Source organism: Intrasporangium calvum, from assembly GCF_028446585.1.
GTDB classification, from domain to species: Bacteria; Actinomycetota; Actinomycetes; order Actinomycetales; family Dermatophilaceae; genus Intrasporangium; species Intrasporangium calvum_A.
Genome location: NZ_JAPFQL010000003.1, coordinates 62,422 through 78,774 on the forward strand (window position 1 = coordinate 62,422; position 16,353 = coordinate 78,774).

The 16,353-nt window shown below is 72.5% G+C and carries 19 protein-coding genes and 1 riboswitch; of the genes, 4 read left to right on the forward strand and 15 right to left on the reverse strand.

What is annotated here, in order from left to right; genetic code table 11:
* Positions 1-55: 55 nt before the first annotated feature.
* The 4 genes from hisI to OO014_RS01400 all read right to left on the reverse strand — a co-directional run bounded on the left by hisI (position 56) and on the right by OO014_RS01400 (position 4,729).
* The gene (hisI, locus tag OO014_RS01385) at positions 56-457 is read right to left on the reverse strand and encodes a phosphoribosyl-AMP cyclohydrolase (protein WP_272460535.1); all 402 of its coding nucleotides are present in this window, start codon (positions 455-457) and stop codon (positions 56-58) included.
* A gap of 77 nt (positions 458-534) precedes the next feature.
* Positions 535-2,346 (reverse strand): ABC transporter ATP-binding protein, encoded by a 1,812-nt coding sequence (locus tag OO014_RS01390; RefSeq protein WP_272460437.1) that lies wholly within the window; start codon positions 2,344-2,346, stop codon positions 535-537.
* On the reverse strand, positions 2,343-4,193 hold the full coding sequence (locus OO014_RS01395; protein WP_272460438.1) for an ABC transporter ATP-binding protein: 1,851 nt from the start codon (positions 4,191-4,193) through the stop codon (positions 2,343-2,345). The genes OO014_RS01390 and OO014_RS01395 overlap by 4 nt, the downstream gene beginning before the upstream one ends.
* A complete protein-coding gene (locus OO014_RS01400; RefSeq protein WP_272460439.1) occupies positions 4,190-4,729 on the reverse strand; it encodes a GNAT family N-acetyltransferase in 540 nt (179 codons plus the stop codon). The genes OO014_RS01395 and OO014_RS01400 overlap by 4 nt, the downstream gene beginning before the upstream one ends.
* A 90-nt stretch (positions 4,730-4,819) precedes the next feature.
* Between OO014_RS01400 and OO014_RS01405 the strand changes: the two genes are divergently transcribed.
* Positions 4,820-5,461 (forward strand): TIGR03085 family metal-binding protein, encoded by a 642-nt coding sequence (locus tag OO014_RS01405; protein WP_272460440.1) that lies wholly within the window; start codon positions 4,820-4,822, stop codon positions 5,459-5,461.
* 23 nt (positions 5,462-5,484) lie between these two features.
* On the opposite strand, the gene hisF is transcribed toward OO014_RS01405, so the two are convergent.
* Positions 5,485-6,270, reverse strand: a complete 786-nt coding sequence (gene hisF, locus OO014_RS01410; protein WP_272460441.1) for an imidazole glycerol phosphate synthase subunit HisF — start codon at positions 6,268-6,270, stop codon at positions 5,485-5,487.
* Between the two features lie 34 nt (positions 6,271-6,304).
* On the opposite strand from hisF, the gene OO014_RS01415 reads away from it, so the two are divergent.
* Both OO014_RS01415 and OO014_RS01420 read left to right on the forward strand, forming a co-directional pair.
* Entirely contained in the window at positions 6,305-6,916 is a 612-nt protein-coding gene (locus OO014_RS01415) for an AAA family ATPase (RefSeq protein WP_272460442.1), read from the forward strand.
* Positions 6,913-8,118: a CynX/NimT family MFS transporter gene (locus tag OO014_RS01420; protein ID WP_272460443.1), complete on the forward strand. Its 1,206-nt coding sequence runs from the start codon at positions 6,913-6,915 to the stop codon at positions 8,116-8,118. Before OO014_RS01415 ends, OO014_RS01420 begins: the two co-directional genes overlap by 4 nt.
* Before the next feature lie 5 nt (positions 8,119-8,123).
* On the opposite strand, the gene OO014_RS01425 is transcribed toward OO014_RS01420, so the two are convergent.
* The 10 genes from OO014_RS01425 to rpe all read right to left on the reverse strand — a co-directional run bounded on the left by OO014_RS01425 (position 8,124) and on the right by rpe (position 15,560).
* Positions 8,124-8,660, reverse strand: a complete 537-nt coding sequence (locus tag OO014_RS01425; RefSeq protein WP_272460444.1) for a flavin reductase family protein — start codon at positions 8,658-8,660, stop codon at positions 8,124-8,126.
* Complete coding sequence (locus OO014_RS01430) at positions 8,657-9,142, reverse strand: PH domain-containing protein (RefSeq protein ID WP_272460445.1); 486 nt, start codon at positions 9,140-9,142, stop codon at positions 8,657-8,659. The genes OO014_RS01425 and OO014_RS01430 overlap by 4 nt, the downstream gene beginning before the upstream one ends.
* On the reverse strand, positions 9,139-9,984 hold the full coding sequence (gene hisG / locus OO014_RS01435; RefSeq protein ID WP_272460446.1) for an ATP phosphoribosyltransferase: 846 nt from the start codon (positions 9,982-9,984) through the stop codon (positions 9,139-9,141). The genes OO014_RS01430 and hisG overlap by 4 nt, the downstream gene beginning before the upstream one ends.
* A gap of 56 nt (positions 9,985-10,040) precedes the next feature.
* The gene (locus tag OO014_RS01440) at positions 10,041-10,304 is read right to left on the reverse strand and encodes a phosphoribosyl-ATP diphosphatase (RefSeq protein WP_272460447.1); all 264 of its coding nucleotides are present in this window, start codon (positions 10,302-10,304) and stop codon (positions 10,041-10,043) included.
* A gap of 45 nt (positions 10,305-10,349) precedes the next feature.
* A complete protein-coding gene (gene ribH / locus OO014_RS01445) occupies positions 10,350-10,844 on the reverse strand; it encodes a 6,7-dimethyl-8-ribityllumazine synthase (protein ID WP_272460448.1) in 495 nt (164 codons plus the stop codon).
* A gap of 11 nt (positions 10,845-10,855) precedes the next feature.
* Positions 10,856-12,094, reverse strand: coding sequence for a 3,4-dihydroxy-2-butanone-4-phosphate synthase (gene ribB, locus OO014_RS01450; protein WP_272460449.1), 1,239 nt, complete (start codon positions 12,092-12,094; stop codon positions 10,856-10,858).
* Entirely contained in the window at positions 12,091-12,702 is a 612-nt protein-coding gene (locus OO014_RS01455; RefSeq protein ID WP_272460450.1) for a riboflavin synthase, read from the reverse strand. Before OO014_RS01455 ends, ribB begins: the two co-directional genes overlap by 4 nt.
* 7 nt (positions 12,703-12,709) lie before the next feature.
* Entirely contained in the window at positions 12,710-13,774 is a 1,065-nt protein-coding gene (gene ribD / locus OO014_RS01460) for a bifunctional diaminohydroxyphosphoribosylaminopyrimidine deaminase/5-amino-6-(5-phosphoribosylamino)uracil reductase RibD (protein WP_272460451.1), read from the reverse strand.
* Between the two features lie 2 nt (positions 13,775-13,776).
* Positions 13,777-14,538, reverse strand: coding sequence for a nicotinamide riboside transporter PnuC (pnuC, locus tag OO014_RS01465; RefSeq protein WP_272460452.1), 762 nt, complete (start codon positions 14,536-14,538; stop codon positions 13,777-13,779).
* Between the two features lie 122 nt (positions 14,539-14,660).
* Positions 14,661-14,801: riboswitch (FMN riboswitch) on the reverse strand.
* A 102-nt stretch (positions 14,802-14,903) separates the two neighbouring features.
* The gene (gene rpe / locus OO014_RS01470; RefSeq protein WP_272460453.1) at positions 14,904-15,560 is read right to left on the reverse strand and encodes a ribulose-phosphate 3-epimerase; all 657 of its coding nucleotides are present in this window, start codon (positions 15,558-15,560) and stop codon (positions 14,904-14,906) included.
* Positions 15,561-15,619: 59 nt separating this feature from the next.
* Here rpe and OO014_RS01475 point away from each other — a divergent pair, with 59 nt between their 5' ends.
* A complete protein-coding gene (locus OO014_RS01475) occupies positions 15,620-16,351 on the forward strand; it encodes an enoyl-CoA hydratase (RefSeq protein ID WP_272460454.1) in 732 nt (243 codons plus the stop codon).
* Positions 16,352-16,353: the final 2 nt, after the last annotated feature.

Below are 16,353 nucleotides of genomic sequence, written 5' to 3' on the forward strand. Positions count from 1 at the left end.
GGACGCGTCCCGGCCGTGCCCGCCATCCGGGACGTCCGCAGCGCCACTTGGCCACTCAGGATCCGGTGGTGCCGCCGGACTCGCCGACGACAGCGGGCAGCACCCGAGCGTCGAAGCAGGTCCGGTCGCCGGTGTGGCAGGCCGCGCCGACCTGGTCGACCTGGACGAGGAGGGCATCGCCGTCACAGTCCAGCCGCAGGCCCCTGACCCACTGGACGTGGCCGCTGGTGTCGCCCTTGCGCCAGTACTCGCCGCGGCTGCGGGACCAGAAGGTCACGCGTCCCTCGCTGAGCGTGCGCCGCAGGGCCTCGTCGTCCATCCACCCGAGCATGAGCACCTCGCCCGTGTCGTGCTGCTGCACGACCGCGGCGACGAGCCCGTGCTCGTCGCGCTTGAGCATCGCGGAGATGGCGGGGTCGAGCTCGGTCGGCGCGGGGGTGCTCTCGGTCACCGGCACATTGTGCCCCGAAGTCACCCCGGCCGTATGCCGCTGGGCTCGCTCGCGCGGTCGCCCACCTCGCTCTGGGGCCGGCTTCAGAGGGACTGCTGCTGGGCGACCCAGGAGTCATGGAGGCCCGTGTAGACGCCGCCCCGCCCGACCAGCTCGGCGTGGGGGCCCCGCTCGACGATCCGACCGGCGTCGACGACGACGACGACCTCGTCCGCTGCCTCGGCGGTGGAGAGCCGGTGGGCGATGGCGATCGAGGTGCGGCCGCGCGTCAGGGAGTCGAGGGCCCGCTGGAGGCGTACCTCGGTGCCGGGGTCGACCGCGGAGGTCGCCTCGTCGAGGACGAGCAGGTCCGGGTCGGCGAGGTAGGCGCGGGCGAGGGCGACGAGCTGGCGCTCCCCCGCCGACAGGGACTCGCCCCGCTGGCCCACGTGCGTCGCGAGGCCGAGCGGCAGTCCGGAGACCCAGCCGTCGAGGCCCAGCTCGGTGATCGTCAGCCGCACGTCGTCGTCCGATGCGGCCGGCCTGCCGAAGCGGATGTTCTCGAGCAGGGTGGCGTCGAAGAGGAAGCCCTCCTGGGGGACGAGGACCACGCGCTGGCGCAGTGACGAGAAGGCGACGTCCCGCAGGTCGGTCCCGTCGACGAGGACGCGACCGGTGGTCGGGTCCATGAGGCGGGTCAGCAGCTTCGCGAGGGTCGACTTGCCGGTGCCGGTCTCACCGACGACGGCGACTCGACGCCGCGGGGCAATGGCCAGGTCGATGTCGTGGAGGACGGGCTCGCCGCCGGGGTAGGCGAAGCCCACGGCCTCGAAGCGGACGGTGATCGGTCCGCGCGGGAGGACGACGCCGTCCGCCGGGTCGGCGACGTCGGCGGGGGTGTCGATGATCCCGATGACTCGACGCCAGCCCGCCACGGCGTTCTGCATCTCGTTGAGGATCTCGGTGGCCTGCTGGACGGGCATGGTGAAGAGGTTGACCAGGAACAGGAAGGCAAGCAGCTCCCCGAGCGTGAGACTGCCGCGGGCAGCGAGCACGGTGCCGACGACGAGGACGACGGCGGTGGTCAGGCCGGAGACGAGCTGCCCGGAGGTGAACGCCAGCACGGCGCGCGCCTGGGCCCCGATCGCGGCGACGCGGTGGTTCTCGATCGCCGCGTCGATCCGTTGGGCGGTGCGGTCCTCGACCGCGTAGGCGCGGATCGCCTGGGCGCCGACGACAGCCTCCGAGATGGCCGCCAGCAGGTCGCCCACCCGCTCACGGACCGTGGTGTAGGCCCGGCCGACGACACCCTGCAGCAGCCGGATGATGAAGAAGAGCGGCACGAAGCACGCCCACACGACGAGGGCGAGCACCGGGCTGTAGACGAGCATGAGCACCGTCGCGAGCGTGATCTGGGCGACGTTGACCATGAGCATCAGCCCGCCGAACTGCACGAACATCGAGATGGTGTCGACGTCGGAGGTCACCCGGGACACGAGGGACCCGCGGCGCTCGGTGCTCTGGGTCAGCATGGCCAGGTCGTGGATGTGCCGGAAGGCCTTGAGCCGGAGGGTGGCCAGGCCCGTCTCCGAGGACCGGAAGAGTCGGACGTTGACGAGATAGGCGGACAGCGCGGTGACCACGACCCCGGCCAGGGCGAGCGCGACGTAGCGCGCCACGACGTCCTCGTGGGGGCCCCCGGCCGCCAGGATCCCCTCGTCGGTGACCCGCTGCACGACGAAGGGCACGAGCACCCGGCCCAGGGTGGACAGGCCGGCGAGGAGCACGGTCACACCGAAGCCCCGGCGCAGCTCCGGGGAGAGCTCGATGCCACGCCGGAGCGTGCCCCACGTCGACAGGTCGCGTCCGGAGGCGATGCCGTGGTGCTCGACGGGAGGGGCGGACCGCAGGCTCATCGGGCCGCCTCCTCGGTGGCCGTGATCGCCGCCCGCTCCGCTGCCTCGCGCGCGTAGGCGGTCATCAGCTGCTCGTAGCCCGGGCAGCGGCCCAGCAGCGCCGCGTGGGTGCCTCGGTCGACCACGCGTCCTCCTTCGACGTAGAAGACCTCGTCCGCGAGGAGCACCGTCGCCATCCGATAGGCCACCACCACGACCGTGGTCCCGGCGCTGGCGCGGCGCAGGCGGTCGAGAATCCCCTGCTCCACGGAGGGGTCGACGGCCGACGTCGCATCGTCGAGGATCAGCAGCTGGGGGTCGCGGATGATCGCCCTGGCGAGCGCGACCCGCTGGCGCTGTCCACCCGACAGGCTGGCCCCCCGCTCGCCCACGCGCGTGTCGAGCCCGGCGCCGAGCCGTCGCACGAAGTCCGCGGCGTGGGCCACCTCGAGGGCTCGCCACAGGGCTGCGTCGTCGTGCGCGCTCCCCAGGGTGACGTTGCCGCGGACCGTGTCGTCGAAGAGGAAGGTCTGCTGCGGAACGAGGGCGGCGACCTCGCTCACGCCGCCGCGACGCACCTCGCGCAGGTCGATGCCGTCGACCAGGACGACGCCCGTGTCGGGGTCGACGAGCCGCATGAGGAGGTTGGTCAGGGTCGACTTGCCGCTGCCGGTCGGCCCGACCACGGCCACCGTGGCACCGGCCGGGACCTCGAGGGTGACGTCGACGACGGCGGGGTGGAGGGTGGCTGACCCCTCGGGCTCTCCCGGGTCGGTCTCGATCTCGTAGGCGTAGGAGACCGACTCCGTTGCCACGGTGCTCGCCCCGCTCCGGGGCAGGTCACGGTCCCCGTGATCCATGGCTCCCCGCGCCTCGAGCACGGCCGAGACGCGGTCCCAGCCGACGACGGAGCGGGGCAGCTTGGCGAGCACCCAGCCGAGCGCCCGGACGGGAAAGGCGGTGATCGAGAAGAGGTAGGCGATCTGGGCCACCTCGGCCGCGGAGAGGCTGCCGGAGCCCACCCGGTGAGTCCCGACGAGGAGCACCGCGAGGGTGCCGAGCGTCGGGATCGCCTCGATGGCCGGGTCGAACCGACCGCGGGTCCGGCCGACCTCGATGTTCGCGTCGCGCAGCTCGTCGGTCACCGCGCGGAACCGCTCCGTCTCGTGGTCCTCGCGTCCGAGGGACTTCACGATGAGGGCCGCCTCGAAGCTCTCGTGGGCCACCTGCGACACGTCGGCGCGCAGCTGCTGCGCCTGGGTCATCCGGGGCGACATGGCTCGCTGGAAGGCCACGTTGGCGGCGAAGAGGAGCGGGAAGACCGTGAGGCCGACGACGGCGAGGAAGGGGTCGACGACGAGCATCTGGACGATCCCGAAGGCCAGCATGACGAGCACCCCGATCGCCATGGGCAGCGGGGCGAAGATGTTCCACGTCGCCTCGACGTCCGCGTTGGCGTTGGAGAGCAGCTGCCCGGACGGGTGACGGTGGTGCCAGCTGAGGGGCAGCCGCAGGTACTGACGCGTCACCTCCCGGCGGTAGTGCGCGCCGAGGTTGTACATCGCGATGCCGCCCGCGAGGCGCCTGCCGACGACGCCGACGACGTTGACCAGGACCACCGCGGACAGCACCCCACCCACGAGCCACAGCTGCCCGCTCGTGGCGTGACCGGCCTCGATGGCGGGGGTCACGGCCTCCTGCACGACCCATCCGATCGCCCAGGCCGTGAGGCCCGTCATCACGCCGTAGACGGTGGCCCCGAGGACGGCGACCGCGAACCACCGCGGCTGGGCCGCGATGCCCCGACGGATCACCGCGAGCCCTTGGCGAAGGGTGGACCCGGCTGCCGCAGGCCGGTCGCCCGTCACGTGCGGACGTCCGCGCGCGCCGTGGTGGGGACCCAGTACCGGCGAGTCGTGCCGAGGACGTCCTCGAGGACTCCGCCGCTGCCCTCGATCGTCCGCGCCGAGGCGAGGTTGTCCTCGTCGCAGGTGACGAGGGCGGGGTCGATGCCGCGCGCCGCCGCCATGCGGAGCGCGATCCGAAGGGCTCCGGTCGCCACCCCGCGTCGGCGCGCGCTCGGGCGCACGGCATAGCCGATGTGCCCGCCGATGACGAGCAGCGCCTCGGTGAGGTGGTGGCGCAGGGCGATCGTGCCGACGAGCCGCCCGTCGTCGAGGATCCAGCGGTACGACGCCGTCACGTAGCCCTCGGGGACTGCGGACTGGTCGACCTCGCGGGCGGCGAGCAGGTCGACCCAGGCCTCGAGGCCACCCGGTCGCTCCAGAGCGGTCCTCTCCTCCGGCCGGTAGGCGGACCCGTGCATGAGCTCGTCCCCGAACTCGTCGACCATCTCCCACCACTCCTGCGCCAGGAGGCTGGTCGGGCGGGCGAGTTCGATCACTCCCCGACCCTAGGTCGGCGCAGCCGCCGGTGCCAGCGGATTGGACGCCGCCCGCAGACCGCCGCATCGCCTCCTGAGAGGATGGCGCCCATGACGCGACACGCATGGTCCGAACGACAGCTGCTCTGCGACGAGCTCGAGCGACTCGGCCCGGACGCCCCGACCCTCTGCGAGGGCTGGGCGACGCGTGACCTCGCCGCCCACCTGCAGATTCGGGAGGCCCGACCGGACCTCGGCATCGGTGCCTACGTCCCGCTCTTCGCCAAGCGGCTCGAGCGGGAGCAGCGTCAGCTCGCGGAGACGGACTACCCGGCGCTCGTGGACCAGGTCCGCGCCGGGGCCCCGGCCTGGAACCCCTTGTCCCGCCCGGTGGTCGACGAGCTGGCCAACCTCGTCGAGTACTTCGTCCACCACGAGGACGTCCGCCGGGCCCAGCCGGAGTGGGAGCCGCGTGACCTCCCCGCCGACGTCCAGGCAGCCCTCTGGAGCGCCCTGCGGCGAGTCGGCCGGCTGATGTTCCGCAGGTCCCCCACCGGGGTCGTCCTGGTCGCGCCCGGCGTCGGCCGGCACTGCGCCAAGCTGCCCGACGAGCACGGCACCGTGATCGTCCGCGGCGCACCCGCCGAGCTCGTCCTCTTCGCCTACGGACGCGCCGACCACGCGGACGTCCAGCTCGAGGGCCGCGCCGACGACGTCCTCGCTCTCAAGCAGGCTCGGCTCGGCCTGGGCTGAGCGCCGGCCACGCGGCGGACGGTTCAGCGCACGACGAGGCCGGCCGCCCGCATGGCGGCCTTGACCTCCGCAACGGTGAGCTCACCGAAGTGGAAGACGCTCGCGGCGAGGACGGCATCCGCGCCGGCCTCGACGGCCGGGGCGAAGTGCTCGGGCCGTCCGGCCCCACCGCTCGCGATCACCGGGACCGTGACGGCTGCCCGCACCCGCCGGACCAGCTCGAGGTCGAAGCCCTCCTTGGTCCCGTCGAGGTCCATCGAGTTGAGCAGGATCTCGCCGGCTCCCAGCTCGGCGGCCCGCGCGCACCACTCGATGGCGTCGAGGTCGACCGGCGTGCGGCCGCCGTGGGTCGTCATGACGAAGTCGTCGGTGCGGCGCCCCTCCCGGTCCACCCGTCGGCGCACGTCCGCAGACAGGACGAGGACCTGCGCGCCGAAGCGATCCGCGATCTCGGCGATGAGCTCCGGGCGCGCGATGGCGGCGGTGTTGACGCCCACCTTGTCGGCTCCCGCGCGCAGCAGCCGGTCGACGTCGTCGACACTGCGCACGCCGCCGCCCACCGTCAGGGGGATGAACACCTGCTCCGCCGTGCGCCGGACGACGTCGTAGGTCGTCTCGCGGTTGCCGGAGCTCGCCGTGACGTCGAGGAAGGTCAGCTCGTCGATGCCCTGGGCGTCGTAGAGCTGGGCCAGCTCGACCGGGTCACCGGCGTCGCGCAGGTTGGCGAAGTTCACCCCCTTCACCACCCGACCGGCGTCGACGTCGAGGCAGGCGATGACGCGTGTGGCGACGGAGGTTCGGGCAAGCACGGGTCAAGCCTAGTTCGCGGGTAGGGTCGCGCTCATGTGGGACCAGATCACGGGACCGGCCGACCCCCTCCACGTCGAGGCCGTCGTCGAGCTGGCCCTTGACGTCCTGCCGCGCTGTGGCGACACGGCCGTCGTCGCGATCGACGGCCGCAGCGGCGCCGGGAAGACGACGCTCGCCCACGGCGTGGCCGCGGCCCTCTCCGCCTACGGCACCGTCGAGGTGGTGCACATGGACCAGCTCTATCCCGGCTGGGACGGCTTGGCCGAGTCGTCTGAGCTCCTGGCCACGCGCGTCCTCGAGCCGATCTCCCGAGCGAGCTCAGCGGCATACGACCGCTGGGACTGGCAGGAGGGTGGCTGGGACGGCACCGTGCGCGTCGAGGCGGCCGACTTCCTCGTCGTCGAGGGGTGCGGTGCCAGCGTCGGGCCCGCCAGGCCGTTCGCCGCCGTCACGGTGTTCATGGAGGCTGACCGGGACGTCCGCCGCGACCGGGGACTCGCGCGGGACGGAGAGACCTACCGGCCACACTGGCAGCGCTGGGCCGCCCAGGAGGAGGCCGTGTTCGCCTCGGACGACACGAAGTCGCGGTCGGACCTCGTCATCGACACCAGCACCGGGCGCACCGGACGGAACCCCGCGACATGACCGTGCCAGCCACCCCTTCGGTGGCCCTCAAGCCCTTGCCGCCCGTCTGGATCATGGCGGCGGCCCTGGTGGCGGTCGCGGGCAACCTCCGCGCCGCGATCACCAGCGTCCCGCCGCTGCTCGACGCCATCTCGGGCGACCTCGGCCTGAGCCACGCAGCAGCCGGCGCACTGACGACCCTGCCGGTCCTGTGCATGGGCCTGTTCGCACCGCTCGCCTCCGGGATCGCGCACCGGCTCGGCGCGGTCGCGGCCGTGCTCGCCGCTCTGGCGTGCGCGCTCGTCGGCACGGCGAGCCGGTGGTTCGGTGACGACGTCGTCACCCTCTACTCCGGCACGTTCGTCGCCGGTGTGGGCATCGCGGTCGCGGGCACCCTGCTCCCGCGCCTCGTCAAGACGTTCTTCCCGCCCCACCGGGTCGGCCTCGTCACCGGCCTCTACATGTTCGCCATGATGGGCGGCGCCGCGCTGGCGTCCGCGCTGTCGGCACCACTCGCCGACCGGCTCGGCTCGTGGCAGGGATCGCTGGCCTCCTGGTCCGTCCTCGTCCTCGTCGGCCTGCTGGCGTGGGCGCCGTTCACGGTCCGGGCCAACCCGCACCACACCCCCGGCGAGGAGGGGCCCGGACGCCTGCCCTGGCGCCACCCCACCGCGTGGGTCGTCGCGGGCTACCTGTCCCTCCAGTCCTGGTGCTTCTACTCAGCCGTCACCTGGCTGCCACCGACGTATGTCGAGCTCGGCTGGGACCGGGCCGCGGCCGGCTACCTCGGTGCGGTGTTCAGCGGGGCTCAGGTCGTCTCCGGGTTGCTCGGGCCCCTGCTCAGCGACCGCGCGGCGGACCTGCGCCGGCTCCTGTTCGCGGCCGGGGCGCTCGCGGTGGCCGGCTGCCTCGCCATCTGGGCCGCGCCCGAGGCGGCCCCCTGGCTGTGGGCCGTCATCCTCGGGCTCGGGCAGGGCGCCGCCTTCTCCCTGGCCCTGGTGCTGCTCGTCCGCTATGCCCACACGCCCGAGGCGAGCGGCCGGCTCACCGGGATGACGTTCCTCGTCTCCTACAGCATCGCGTCGGTCGGGCCCCTGGCGATGGGGCTCGTCCGCGACGTCACCGGTGGTCTCGCCCCGGTCTGGGTCATCCTCGGCGGCCTCACCCTCGCCCAGGCGCTCATCGTGGCGCGGATGCGTCCGGACCTCAGTCGCATCGGCTGACCGGCTCAGCCCCAGTAGTCGTCGCGCGTCTCACCTGCGCGATCCTCGTCCTCCGCGGTCCTCTCGGTGACGGTGAACTGCCCCCGGTAGAAGAGCATCGGGCGCCCGCGGCCCGTGTCGTCGAGCCCGAGGACCCGACCGATCACGACGTCGTGGTCGCCGGCGACGTGGACCTGCTCCACCGAGCAGTGGATGCGCATCAGCGCGTCGGTGAGACTCGGTCCCGCGTCCTCCGACGGGTACCAGTCGAGGTCGTCGAAACGTCGACCGTGCGGCGAGCCGAACCGCTCCACGACGTCGAGCTGCTCGTGGTGCAGGACGTTGACGGTGAAGAGGCCGGTGTCGCGCATGTGTGGCCAGGACCGGCCGCGGTGGTCGGCGCAGAAGAGGACGAGCGGCGGGTCGAGCGACACCGACGCGAAGGACTGGCAGGCAAACCCGACCGGGTCGCCGTCGAGTGTCGTGCCGGTGATGACGGTGACACCGGTCGCGAAGTGGCCGAGCGCGTGGCGCATCTCGTCGGGAGTCGGCTGCCGGCTCACGCCCTCCCGCCCTCCCGGCCTTCCCGGGCCGCTCCGAAGGCCTCGACGAGCGCCGCCAGCCGGGAGGCCTCCCGGTCGGCGATCTCGCCGTCCGCCTTCTGGATGGCCATGACGGCCATCGTGTCGCCGTCGAGCAGGTCGAGGCTGACCCACGGCTCGCCACCACCGAACTGGACGCCGACGATCTCGGACCACTCGAGCGTCCGGGTCAGGAGCAGGTTGCGGATGGTCAGCCCGCTGCGGGTCGGCAGGGCGCGGATCGACGCGTAGCGCCAGGCCAGCGCGGCGATGAGGGCGCCGAGGCCGAAGAGCATGAGCCGGTCGGCCGGGCCCCAGCGGCCGTCCTGCTCGGGCATGATCACGGCGATCGTGCCGAAGATGAGCAGCGACGTCCAGACGACGCCGATCGCGACCACGCGGCCGCGACGTGGCCGGAACGGCGCCAGCGCGTCGGGGGGACGGGCCTCGGGTGCTCCGCTCACAGCCGGCAGGCGGCGATGTCGGTGACGAGGATCGCCCGGGCGCCGAGGTCGTAGAGCTCGTCCATCAGCCGGTTGCGTCCCACCCGCGGGACCATCGCGCGCACCGCCACCCAGGCGTCGTCCTGGAGGGGCGACACGGTGGGCGACTCGAGGCCCGGCGTGAGCTCGGTGGCCTGGGCGACGAGCTCCTTGGGGCAGTCGTAGTCGAGCATGACGTAGGTGCGGGCCGTGATGACCCCGGTGAGGCGACGCTGCAGCACGGCGGTGGCCTGCTGCTCCCCCGGCCGGTCGCCGCGGATGAGGACCGCCTCCGAGCGCAGGATCGGCTCGCCGAAGACCTCCAGCCCCTGCTGGCGCAGCGTCGTGCCCGTCTCGACGACGTCGGCGATGACATCGGCCACTCCGAGCGTGATCGCGGTCTCGACGGCGCCGTCGAGGCGGACCACCTCGGCCTCGATCCCCCGCTTGGCGAGGTCGGCCCGGACGAGGCCCGGGTAGGAGGTGGCCACCCGCTGCTGCGCGATCTGGTCGACCGTCGTGACCTTGCCGGGCCGGGCGGCATAGCGGAAGGTCGACGCCCCGAAGCCGAGCGCCATCACCTCGATGGCGTCGGAGCCCGAGTCGAGCAGCAGGTCGCGGCCGGTGACGCCCGCGTCGACCGTGCCGGAGCCGACGTAGACGGCGATGTCACGGGGGCGCAGGTAGAAGAACTCGACGTCGTTGTCGGGGTCGGCGACGACGAGCTCCTTGGCGTCCCGACGGGTGCGGTAGCCCGCCTCCCGGAGCATCTCGACGGTGGCGTCGGAGAGGGAGCCCTTGTTGGGCACGGCGATACGGAGCATGGCGGGTCCTCGGCTGGTCTGGTGCGGTGCGAGATCCGGTGGGGTTCTCGGTCGGGTCAGAGGTGGGCGTAGACGTCGTCGAGCGAGATGCCCTTGGCGAGCATGAGGACCTGGAGATGGTAGAGCAGCTGGCTGATCTCCTCGGCGGCCTCCGCCGTGGACTGGTACTCGGCGGCCATCCAGACCTCGGCCGCCTCCTCGACGATCTTCTTGCCGATGGCGTGGACCCCCGCGTCGAGGGCAGCGACCGTGCCGGATCCCTCCGGCCGGGTCGCCGCCTTCTCGGCGAGCTCGGCATACAGCTGTTCAAAGCTCTTCACGGTCCACCACCCTAGAGGGCCGTATGCCGCTGGGCTGACCCGCGCTCAATCCCTGACCACCGCGACCGGCCCCTCGGACCCGACCTGGCGCAGCGCGACGACGGTCGCCACGGCAGCCGTGGCCGCCTCGTGGCCCTTGTCCTCGCTCGAGCCCGGCAGGCCGGCGCGGTCGAGGGCCTGCTCGTCGGTGTCACAGGTCAGGACGCCGAACCCGATCGGGGTGCCCGTCCGGACCGACACGTCGGTGATCCCGGAGGTCGCTGCCTGGCACACGTACTCGAAGTGGGGGGTGCCACCGCGGATCACGACGCCGAGCGCGACAAGTGCGTCGTAGCGCTCGGCCAGCCTGGCGCAGGCCACGGACAGCTCGAACGTCCCGGGGACCCGGACCTCGACGACGTCGGTGACCCCGGCATCGGCCAGGCCGCGGCGGGCGCCGTCGAGCAGTCCGTCCATGACCTGGTCGTGCCAGCTCGCGGCGATGACGGCCACGGACAGGCCGCGACCGTCGACGGCCAGCGTGGGTGCTCCATCCTTCATGGGGGTCTCCTTCAGGCAGATTCGGGCTTGGCGTGGATGACGGCGGGCAGGTCGTGGCCGAGACGTTCCCGCTTCGTGACGAGGTAGCGCTCGTTCTCGGCGGCCACCTCGGTGTGGAGTCGCTCCACGGCGACGACGTCGATCTCGAAGTGGCGCAGGGCCGCGACCTTCGACGGGTTGTTGGTCAGCAGGACGACGCGCTCCGCACCGAGGTCGTGGAGCACTGCGGCCCCTGCTGCGTACTCCCGGGCGTCGACCGGCAGGCCGAGCGCCGTCTGGGCATCCACCGTGTCGGCGCCACGGTCCTGCTCCCCGTAGGCCCGGAGCTTGTCCACGAGGCCGACGCCGCGACCCTCGTGCCCACCGAGGTAGACGATGACGCCGCCTTCCCGCCCGACGCGAGCCATCGAGGCCTGCAGCTGCGGTCCGCAGTCGCAGCGGAGGGAGCCGAAGGCATCCCCGGTCAGGCACTCGGAGTGGAGGCGCACGAGAACGGGCGCAGCCGGTCGGGATCCGTGCAGGCCTCGGGGGCTGACCAGGGCGACGTGCTCGTCGCCGGTCAGGGTGTCCCGGTAGCCGTGCGCCGTGAACGAGCCGTGCCGAGTGGGGATCACCGTCGTGGCGAGCCGCTCGACCCGGTCGTGCTGCTGGCGCCAGGCGATGAGCCGCTCGATGGTGATGACGGGCAGCCCGGCCTCGCGGCCGAGTGCGACCACCGCTTCGTAGCGCATCATGCGGCCGTCGTCGTGGACGAGTTCCCCGATGACACCCACGGGCGGCAGGCCCGCGAGCCGGGTGAGGTCGACCGCCGCCTCCGTGTGACCGGGTCGGGTGAGGACTCCCCCGGCGCGAGCCCGGAGCGGGAGGACGTGACCCGGTCGGATGAGGTCGGCGGGCACGGACTGGGGGTCGGCCAGGACCCGCACCGTGCGCGTGCGGTCCGCCGCGCTGATCCCGGTCGTCACTCCCGACGCGGCGTCCACGGAGACCGTGTAGGCGGTCCGGAGCGGGTCGCGGTTGTCGGCGACCATGAGCGGAAGCTGCAGGCGGTCGGCGACGGGGTCGGGCATCGGCGCGCACAGGTAGCCGGACGAGTGACGGATGGTCCAGGCCATCCACTCCTCCGTCGCGGTGTGGGCCGACAGGACGAGGTCGCCCTCGTTCTCCCGGTCCTCCGAGTCGAGGACGAGGACGGGGCGCCCTTGGCGCAGCGTCTCCAGGGCCTCCTCGATGGTCGCCAGCTCGCTCATGACTCCTCCTTGCCGATGGCTCCGTGCCGGATCAGGTTCTCGACGTACTTGGCGAGGACGTCGACCTCGAGATTGACGCTGTCCCCCACCTGTTTGCGCCCGAGGGTCGTCGCCTCGAGCGTGGTCGGGATCAGCGAGACGCTGAAGGTGGTGGTCGCGACGGCCGACACGGTCAGGGACACACCGTCGACCGTGATGGACCCCTTCTCCACGACATACCGGGCCAGCGACTCGGGGAGGCTGAACGTGACGACCTCCCAGCGGTCCCCGGGAACGCGCTCGACGACGGTGGCCGTGCCGTCGACATGTCCCTGGACGATGTGACCGCCGAAGCGGCTCGACGCCGCCATGGCGCGCTCGAGGTTGACGGGGTCGCCCGGCCGCAGGGCGCCGAGGCTGGAGCGGCGCAGGGTCTCGGCCATGACGTCGACGGTGAAGCCGGCCGCGTCGTGGGTCACGACGGTGAGGCAGACGCCGTTGACGGCGATCGAGTCCCCATGCCGTGCGTCGGACGCGACGAGCGGTCCCTCGATGCGCAGGACGGCTGACTCGGTGGAGCTCTCGATCGAGCCGACCCGGCCGAGCTCCTCGACGATTCCGGTGAACATCTGGGTGCTACTCCTTCCCCGCCACTGACGCGGGCACTGCCTGAACTCGGATGTCCCCGCCCACACGGGTGACGTCGGTGACCTCCAGCCGTCGGATGGCGTCCATGGAGGTGATGCCGAGGTCCCCCACGGCTGCTGGGCCGGCGCCGAGCAGCGCTGGGGCGAGGTAGGCGACCACCTCGTCGACCAGGCCGGCCGAGAGGAACGCCGCCGCAAGCGTGGGACCGCCCTCGAGCCAGACGTCTCGGACGCCTCGCTCCCAGAGGGTGTCCAGCACGACCTGGGGATCCCGGGTGCGCAGGTGGACGACGCCGCCTGGCCCCGTGTGGACCCGCGCCGTCGCGGGGACGTCGCGCAGGCCGACCACGACGCGCAGCGGGGCGGTCTCGGGGAGCCGGCCCAGCGGCATACGGTCTGGCTCGCGTCGGACGGTGAGCCGGGGGTCGTCCGTCAGGACGGTGCCCGTGCCCGCGACGATGGCGTCGCGCGTGGCCCGCAGGTCGTGCACGTCTCGGCGCGCCTCCTCCCCGGTGATCCACTGGCTCGACCCGTCCGCCGCGGCGCTGCGACCGTCGAGAGTGGCCGCGAACTTCCACGTCACGAGCGGCCGTCCCAGGGCGACGGTGCGGGCCCACCTCGCGTTGATCGCCGCGGCCTCGCCAGCCAGGAGCCCGGCCTCGACCTCCACCCCCGAGGCACGCAGCACGTCGGCTCCCCCGGCAGCGACGCCGTTCGGATCGGTCTGCGCAAAGACGACACGGCTGACTCCCGCGGCGACGAGCGCGTCGGCGCAGGGGCCGGTCCGCCCGGTGTGCGCGCACGGCTCGAGCGACACGTAGGCGGTCCCGCCCCGAGCGAGGTTGCCGGCCAGCGCCAGCGCCGCCGCCTCCGCGTGCGGGGTCCCGGCGCCCTCGTGCCAGCCCTCCCCGACCACGGTGCCCGCCGCATCGACGATGACACACCCGACCCGAGGGTTGGGGTCCGGCCAGGGCGATCGCTCGGCGAGGGCGATGGCACGCTGCATGAACGCCGCGTCCGCGCCCGCGCTGCCCTCCGGCTGCCGCGCGACCATGCTCAGCCCACCCGGGAGCCGGCCAGGACCGGCTCGACGTCCCGGTGCCCCGTCCGCGACGCCTTGACCCACTGGATGAAGCCGTAGACGACGAAGAGGCCGTAGAAGATGTAGAGGACGGCCGTCGGGACGTAGCCGGTCGCGAAACCGAAGGGCACCCCGACGAGGTCGACGGCGATCCAGGCCAGCCAGAACTCGTTCCAGCCGCGGGCCATCGCGAAGGTCGCGACGATGGACCCGACGAAGATCCAGGCGTCGCACCAGAAGAACCACCACTCGGGGGTCCAGTACGGGTTCGGGGCCAGGGACCACAGCCAGGTGAAGGCCTGGTGGACCGCCACGGTGCCGACGACCCAGAAGCCGGCGACTGCCAGGCGCTCGTGACGCGTCGCCCAGCGCGGCGTGATGGCGGCCCCGCTGGCGTCCTCGGCGTGGCTCAGTCGCTGCACCTGCGTCCAGCGCCACCAGCCGTAGGCACTCATCAGGATGAAGAAGACCTGACGGCCGGCCTGGCCGAAGAGGGGGACGCGCTCATCCGCGCCGAAGAGGGCCCCGAGGTAGACGAAGAAGAGCATGACGTTGGCGATGATGCCGACCGGCCAGGCCCAGACCCGCCGCTTCATTCCGAACCAGGCGGAGACGACGCCGATGAGCACGGCGATGAGCTCGGTCCAGTGCAGCTGGTAGATCCCGATCGGGATCGCGGCATCGAGGACCTGTTGGAAGAGGTTCTTGGTCTCGTCTGCGAAAGCGAGTGACTGCATGTGGTGTTCGTCCTTGGAGTTCGTGGTGCTGAACGGACGAACTCCGGGGGAACTCCACAGCTGGCGCTGTCGCGCTCCGCGCTCCCGTTCGGGGGTGCGCGGACCACACAGACGCCAGTCTGTTTCGTGCTGCCTCCCATCCGGACTTTCACCGTCGGTCCTGGAGTTCCACCAGGTCAACCGGCCGCTCGTGAAGCTGTTGAGCGGTCGGGTCGCGGACTGTCACCGCCGGCTCGGAATTACACCGACCCCGGAGCACGTACGGCCAGTATGCACCGTGTCGCGGGACGAGCCCACATCGCTCTCACGTGACGGTCACCACCGGTGGGGCTCCGGCGCCCGGGTCACCCGGTCGCGTGCGCGGGTCAGTGATGGTGCGCCGCGACGAGCGAACGCAGCTCGTCGACGGCGGCAGCGGCGTCCTCCGCGCCGTAGACCGCGGACCCGGCGACGAAGACGTCGGCCCCGGCCTCGGCGCACTGCTCGATCGTCGCGGCGCTGACGCCCCCGTCGACCTGGACCCAGATCTCGCCCCCGTGCCGCTGGACGGCCTCGCGGACCTGGCGCACCTTGGGCATCTGGTCGGCCATGAAGGACTGGCCGCCGAAGCCCGGCTCCACCGTCATGACGAGCACCATGTCCAGGTCGGGCAGCAGCTCCTCGTAGGGGCCGAAGTCCGTGCCGGGCTTGATCGCCATGGCGGCCCGCGCCCCCGCCGCGCGAAGGGTGCGCGCCAGGGCGCGCGGGTCCCGGGCCGCCTCGATGTGGAAGGTGACCGACTGGCACCCTGCCTCGGCGTAGAGCGGCGCCCACCGGTCCGGGTCCTCGATCATCAGGTGAGCGTCGATGGGGATGGGGCTGACCTTGAGCAGGGCCTCCACGATGGGAAGTCCCAGGGTGAGGTTCGGCACGAAGTGGGCGTCCATCACGTCGACGTGGGCCCAGTCGGCGTTCGCGATCCGCCCCAGCTCGCGCTCGAGGTTGGCGAAGTCGGCCGACAGGATGCTCGGGGAGATCTGCACGGTGGACAGCGTAGTTGGGCCGGCCGGACGCCACGGACACTGCCTGCGAGGATGCCTCCATGCTGCAGCGCCTCGTCGACGACGACGTCCTCGTGCTCACCCTCGACCGCCCGGAGAAGCGCAACGCCCTCGACCTCGAGCTGTGTCGAGCGCTGCAGGGTGCCCTTGACGGAGCGGTCACGGGCCCCCAACCGGTCCGTGCCGTCGTGATCACCGGCGCCGGCTCGACCTTCTGCGCCGGCGCAGACCTCGACGGGGTCTATGGCGACGACTTCCGGGAGGCCCACTACGGCATGCTCGGCGCGATCACCTCCGTGCCGGTCCCCGTGATCGCCGCCGTCAACGGTCCGGCGATCGGTGGTGGCACCCAGCTCGCCGCGGCCTGCGACCTGCGAGTCGCGACGCAGGCCGCCCGCTTCGCCGTGCCGACCGCCCGCAACGGGCTCGCCGTCGATCCGTGGACGATCCGCCGGCTGGCTCATCTGGTCGGCGGCGGCCATGCCCGCGGCCTGCTGCTGGCCGCCGAGACCATGGACCTCGGGGCGGCGCTGGCCAGCGGTCTCGTGCAGCGCGAGGGCGACCTGACGGACGCCATCGCACTGGCCCACGACCTCGCCGCGCTGGCTCCGCTGTCGCTGTCCTACGCCAAGCGGGTGCTCGGCTCACCTCATCTGCCCGACGACGATCCCGGTCTGCACGCCGAGTTCCTGGCCTGCTTCGCCAGCGAGGACGCCGCCGAGGCGGACGCGGCCCGACGGGAGGGACGGCGCCCGGTGTTCCGCGGGCGCTGAGG

Excerpts from the sequence above, each read along its gene's own strand:
- OO014_RS01390 (WP_272460437.1), bottom strand. The coding sequence starts at position 2,346 with ATGAGCCTGCGGTCCGCCCCTCCCGTCGAGCACCACGGCATCGCCTCC.
- OO014_RS01405 (WP_272460440.1), top strand. The coding sequence starts at position 4,820 with ATGACGCGACACGCATGGTCCGAACGACAGCTGCTCTGCGACGAGCTC.
- OO014_RS01415 (WP_272460442.1), top strand. The coding sequence starts at position 6,305 with ATGTGGGACCAGATCACGGGACCGGCCGACCCCCTCCACGTCGAGGCC.
- OO014_RS01420 (WP_272460443.1), top strand. The coding sequence starts at position 6,913 with ATGACCGTGCCAGCCACCCCTTCGGTGGCCCTCAAGCCCTTGCCGCCC.
- hisG (WP_272460446.1), bottom strand. The coding sequence starts at position 9,984 with ATGCTCCGTATCGCCGTGCCCAACAAGGGCTCCCTCTCCGACGCCACC.
- ribH (WP_272460448.1), bottom strand. The coding sequence starts at position 10,844 with ATGAAGGATGGAGCACCCACGCTGGCCGTCGACGGTCGCGGCCTGTCC.
- ribB (WP_272460449.1), bottom strand. The coding sequence starts at position 12,094 with ATGAGCGAGCTGGCGACCATCGAGGAGGCCCTGGAGACGCTGCGCCAA.
- OO014_RS01455 (WP_272460450.1), bottom strand. The coding sequence starts at position 12,702 with ATGTTCACCGGAATCGTCGAGGAGCTCGGCCGGGTCGGCTCGATCGAG.
- ribD (WP_272460451.1), bottom strand. The coding sequence starts at position 13,774 with ATGGTCGCGCGGCAGCCGGAGGGCAGCGCGGGCGCGGACGCGGCGTTC.
- pnuC (WP_272460452.1), bottom strand. The coding sequence starts at position 14,538 with ATGCAGTCACTCGCTTTCGCAGACGAGACCAAGAACCTCTTCCAACAG.
- OO014_RS01475 (WP_272460454.1), top strand. The coding sequence starts at position 15,620 with ATGCTGCAGCGCCTCGTCGACGACGACGTCCTCGTGCTCACCCTCGAC.